The organism is Bartonella sp. AC130YNZD (assembly GCF_042196865.1).
Taxonomy (GTDB): domain Bacteria; phylum Pseudomonadota; class Alphaproteobacteria; order Rhizobiales; family Rhizobiaceae; genus Bartonella.
This window is the reverse complement of sequence record NZ_JBHIQZ010000046.1, coordinates 1-5663: the sequence shown is the minus strand read 5'-3', so window position 1 is coordinate 5663 and position 5663 is coordinate 1. Positions and strand designations below refer to the sequence as shown.

Genomic DNA, 5663 nt, shown 5'->3' with positions numbered 1-5663 from the left:
CGCGGGGTGGAGCAGCCCGGTAGCTCGTCAGGCTCATAACCTGAAGGCCGCAGGTTCAAATCCTGCCCCCGCAACCAAATGCAAACACTAATACTCCCATAAAAATCAAATGATCTCTAAACATCACAATACACCCATGATAGCGCGTGAAAATATAAATATGCACGTCATGCAAAATGTTATAGAATAACTCTTTATTCAAATTTCTCCCTATACTAGGAAAAGTCAGTAATTTACCTACATAAGTTCCCCTTTCTGCTACACTTTTCTCATAGAAACTCATCAAAACAGTAAAAAAACTAGTTGCCCGTAAACGCACAAAGACCTAGGAGCAGCTTTGAAACTGGATCGGATCTCTGATCCGACCCGTAAAAGAATGCAATAGGACTAATAAGAGGCATGCCACTAATGCAGGCAGATTATTACGGGCGTTTTCTTTATATGAGATAGAATGGTGGTCGAGATAAGCTTTGCAAGAGGCTTCCAATAGATTTGCTGCAAATAGAACCGCCTCCCTTGGATCTTTTTCTATATTTTCTAATGCTCTTTTTACTTCGATTTCTACTGCTGAAAAGCCTTTCTCTGCAATACATTTTTGTAGCTCTTCTGTAGAGAGGAGACCAGCTTTTTGCAATTCTTGTGTGGAGGTCAGCTCCTTCTTGATAATATACCCTCCACGCTGATATTCCAATCCATCTTTCTTTAACGTTTCTAAAATTTTACGTTGATCTTCTTTTAACTGTAGAGTTTTTTTGTATAACGATGAATTCAATCCGGTAGGGTCTGGATCATAATATTCTTTTTCCATAAAATCACTAAGCAGGTTACCAAGGAATTCAAGTGGTTCTTCGCATTGAGAATTGATTGCACGTAGCCACGCTTTAACTTTTTGGATTTTTGTACCTTCTGGAATCTCAGGAGGAGCAAATGATGCAATAAACAAGTCATCTAACTCGTTATGCGTATAATGGTGCGGCAAACATTGGAGGGAGTAGTCCAATGATTGCAGGAGGGATTTTGTTTTTCTGAGATATTGTTTGCGGAGATGATAATTGCATTTTATGGCTTTATAATATCAAAAAGTGGTGTGTGGAGTGGTTTTTAGAATATGATTTTATTGCTTGACCTTGCATAGAAAGTCGCGCAACAATTTTTTGGCTTATATAAGATTTGTGAAAGAGAAATGCCATATTGTATTTTAATTTTTTCTTCGTTCATTGTTATAACAGTGAAGCAGTGAAGGGGGTGAGTAATGTGTGATAATTCGAAAAATATAGAATGAGAACAGAAATATAATTTTGTATTATCGTAACTGCAATAACATTCTTTATTGGCAGATTGTTTATTGGAGAGAAGGAAGCAGGCAATGCGCATAATCCCTGAACGGAAGGTCTTGTGACAAGAATTTCAATAATGGCATGTTACTAAATGTTGTGTGTGTTCTTTGCTTGTCAGAAAAAGTAGATGGCGCTCTTTATTTGCATAACCGGTAGAGAGAACAAGCGGGCAGGGGATTGGTTTACCAATTTCGTTTATCTCTTTAAGCTTACTGCTTTCTATTAAAACACTGTTTTCATGATATCCGCTGTTAATCTCGCGTATTTGGTAGAGATGAAAATATAAACGTTTATCGTGTCTGTAAGGGAGCTTGAAACAATGAAACTAGGCGTAAGAGTACTCTGAAAAGCTTCTCTTGTCCGTAAAACTTATAAGGAAAATTTAAAGGCAGGAAAATGTTAGAGAAATCTAAGAGTACGCTGTGAAAATCAAGAAACAGTCTTTTTAGAGATGGTTTGCTGTCTGTCATCGTGCTTCATGATTTTCAATGTTTTTAAAATTTCCCTCTCAATGAGAGAGGGCTTTTTTATTAAAGCGGGGGAGATTTGTTATGACAGTTAACAATGAAATGGAGAGAAGATGCTGCTTTACCAGCTTTTTTTGTCGCTTCAGTTTCATTTGAATCTATTGCTGTTATGAAAGCATAGTGATTCAATGACTTTAAAAAGGGGTGAATAACATTATCAAGTTTGCAATACAGTGTGATTTTTCACATCGCGGTGTGGGGCAGAAGATGGTCAGCATTTGGGGCATTGTGGGTTCTATATTCTATGCTGGTGCAGTAGGGCGTCTGTTAGCGCATTTATGGAACTATTCCGCATTGAAACGCGTGCTTAATTTCGTGGATCTTTGCAAAGGTCTGGTCAGAAAATCCCATATTTCAAGAGGTTTTTAGAGGGATCTAAAAGCACAGAGGCATCATAAAATTACAAACACCGCACGTTACTGGAGGTGATCAATTTTAGAGCTTAAGGAGCTTATCGGTTTAGTGTTCTTTCATAAAAATGATGAAGGCTGTGGTCAAGGTCTCAGTGTGTTGGTTTCTCGAAAAGTGGTAAATGCTGTATGATTTTATATGCCATTGCCAATGTTATGGATAGGGTGTTCAAATAAAGCATATCATAAAGCGGAATTCTTGTCTTTACGCGATAAGAGGAGGGCTAGGCAAAACAGTAAAAATGCAGTGATAGAGAATATGAAGAATATGAGATATGTTTGACTTAAGGAAAGGTGTTGCTCTGTTAACGAATGTAGCAGAAAGCCAGCAAATACACCCCCTAAGGCTCCACCTATTTGCTGTAATATGCGTGTGATAACGGCTGTATCTTTGACGTATAAACTGTTGACATATTGGATGGGAGCAGACAAACATAAAATGGTGGTGATGCCAAGCCCCACGCCTCTTAGCAAGAATCCAAGTCCATCCATGCTTATATTATAGCCGAAGCATAATAACCCAAAGCTTGAAATCACTAAATCAATTCCTATCATGAAAAAGGGAGATTTTTCTTTCCATTTTTGGTAAATAAATTTCCTGCCAATCCAAGCCCCCACTCCTTGCAGAGCAAGGAGGGCACCGATGATGAGAAGGCTCTTTTCATAGTTTCCTCCCATGGCAACGGCTAGTGGGAAATAAACGAGGAAGCTATAAAAAAGAAATGAAGCAACAAGCCCCATGATCATGGCAATGTATAGCGTGCATTTTTAAATCCGCTAAAGACGATTAATTTGTTTTTTGCTTTCTGATTAGAAACAATGAATAATATGAGAGATATCACGGCTATAAGCGCTAGGATAAAGAGGGCGTTGTGGTTATTGATATTTCTGGCTTCTGTGAGGTAAAAAAACGAAAGAAGCGATATGGAAAACGCTAAAAATGCAAATAAGTTAAATTTTGTTTTTGTTGTTTCGTTGCTCTTTAAATGTTTTGCTCCAAGGGTGAGTGCCAATAAAATAAGCGGAATATTGATAAAAAATAACAAACGCCAAGACACATACTGAGCAAGCGAGACGCCTACCAGCGGACCAAAGGCAGGAGCGAAAGCTGTTGGTACGGCTATGGTGCCCATGGTTTGCCGCACCCGTGTCTGTCCAAATTGTAACGCAATAATGGTTTGGCTAAGGCGCAGCAAAAGACCTGTCCCGAAACCTTGAACGATACGGGCAGATATAATAGTTGGAAAATTATAGCTTAATCCTACCCCCAGTGATCCAAGCATAAAAATGAAGCTTGCAAGAAGCCAAGTGCTTTTTATACTTATTCTTCCTTGCACAAAAGCTGTCATCAGCAATCCCGGCACGGTGGCGAGAAAATAGGATGTTACAACCCATTGTATATTATTTTCTCCGACTGAAAAATAATGCGCAAGGTTAGGAAGGATGACATTGACAATGCTCCCGTCCAGCAGAGGAAGTATGCTGGAAATAATGACGGTATATATGACATACTTTTCTGATTGAGTATAGGAACCTACCTTTTGCATTATTATGCCCCCTGTTGATATTCTTTAAAATATTGGTCCCGCTCTATAAATTACAGGCTTTGAGAATTAATACGCGTTTGTTGGTTGCGATATTGGGATGAATGTGATTGGAAGTGCTGATGGTCCCCAAATGCTTCTCTTGTGTACAAACCCCTCTTCCTCCAAAATGAAGCCATCAGTTAAGCTGATTTTGATGAGTTTATCGAGGAGTCTGTTTACTGTCAATTCACTTTGCATGAGAGCAAAAGCAGAACCTACACGAGACGTGCATGCCTGCTCCATTTGCATTTATTATTTAACATGAAAAATGTGAAAATCTTTATAAATCAAATTATTGACTTAAAAATCCAATGTTTGTTTATAGATCATTTTTATGATTAAATGATTGTTTGGGTGTCAAATGTATTCTCAATAGTTTATAATTTTCTTTTCTTAAATGTGCAGCCCTTTCTGGAAAATGTTCGACAACCTCTTGATTGTTTAATAAAAATTAAAATCGGTTATAAGGAAGAGCTTGTAAATTATAGAGTAGGAAAAAGTTGCATTTTATAAACAACAGGGGAGGGCTGTTTCCATAGCCAAAACATTTTTTCAAGTTGTTATGGTATCTTTTTGAAGTGCTTGATCGATAAAAGTTTGATAATTATCAGAAACAATATATTGGGTATTTTCTCCTAAAGCTTTGAAATGTTCACGACCGCAATGGATTTTTGCTTTTTCCAGATTGCGCAACATGTCTTCGAAAATACTTCCTTTACTTTCCACAATAAAATACAGTTTTTCTTACCCATCTTGCTTGAATAATACAGCCCAATCGGGGGTATATGATCCAAGAGGTGTATCAATTTTAAACCATTTAGGCAGTTTCGCATAAACTTTAATCTCATCGTTTTTTTCAAACGATTGTGCAAAACTGAACTCAATATCTGAATCATAAATAACATGATCATAAGTTGATTTATCAGTTTTTGTCATATTCTTTTATAAAAAAATTTGCTTTTATATTTATTAAAATGCATTTTCTATTTTATTTTTTCATATAATTAGCCAATGAAGTGTTTGCTCTAATATCACAATTTGTAAAAGACTATTTTGGTAATTCAATATGAAATTTTTTATGTCGGTTTCTTGTATTGAAAGCAATGGTACGATTTTTGATATCTGTATAAAAATATTTACAAAAAAAATTTTAATAACGCATGATTATAGAATTTTGTCCTTTGTTTGAAGCATGTAAAGTTAAACCATTGTTTATTTGATACATTTAATCTAGAATGCAAATTGTATTCGTATCCTCAAACTAAAATACTGGTATTGAAGTGGTGAGAGTGTTGCTTTGTTGAGAATAGATAATTTGGTAGGTTAGTATTCCCTTTGTATCAGAGAATTCAACTTATTCTCTCATATTGTGTGCGGATGAAATGTTAACCGCATAATGCTTCCTCTTACATGAGATGTAAGATTGATATGTTTTCCACATTGAGAAAAGTTGTTGATCGTAGAGGAATATTTTTCTGCGAAATTTGTTTGGCTTAAATGGAAAAAATAGAGCAATAGCCGCATATTTGTTATGCTGTAACGCATATATAATCGATGGAGTCAACACTTCATTTAAGAAGTTTTTTAAAGGAAAAACATAAAAAATAGAATTATTAAAAAAATCTTTTATTTTGAGGCTTGTTTCTCACGATTATAAAAGCTTCCACGTGGATTTCGAAAATTCTTGTTGTGTTGAAAAACATACAAAAATCAAGAAAATTTTGCAAAAAAGCTGCACTATGCGTGCAGCTTTTTATTGGTTTTATACTTTTTGAGCTATAAGTTTTTAAAGCATGAAAGTGT

The 5663-nt window shown here is 36.1% G+C and carries 1 protein-coding gene, 1 tRNA gene and 2 pseudogenes; 1 reads left to right on the top strand and 3 read right to left on the bottom strand.

All coding sequences use genetic code 11. The annotated features are described in order from the left end of the window. Positions 1-77 (top strand) — tRNA-Met (locus ACFINU_RS08880). A gap of 248 nt (positions 78-325) precedes the next feature. On the opposite strand, the gene ACFINU_RS08875 is transcribed toward ACFINU_RS08880, so the two are convergent. The 3 genes and pseudogenes from ACFINU_RS08875 to ACFINU_RS08865 all read right to left on the bottom strand — a co-directional run bounded on the left by ACFINU_RS08875 (position 326) and on the right by ACFINU_RS08865 (position 4796). Then, positions 326-943 carry a hypothetical protein gene (locus tag ACFINU_RS08875; RefSeq protein WP_375667585.1) on the bottom strand — a complete coding sequence of 206 codons (618 nt, stop codon included), beginning with the start codon at positions 941-943 and terminating at the stop codon, positions 326-328. A 1514-nt stretch (positions 944-2457) separates the two neighbouring features. Next, positions 2458-3821, bottom strand: a pseudogene (locus ACFINU_RS08870) (MFS transporter). Between the two features lie 591 nt (positions 3822-4412). Then, a pseudogene (locus ACFINU_RS08865) lies at positions 4413-4796 on the bottom strand (hypothetical protein). Positions 4797-5663 lie beyond the last annotated feature (867 nt).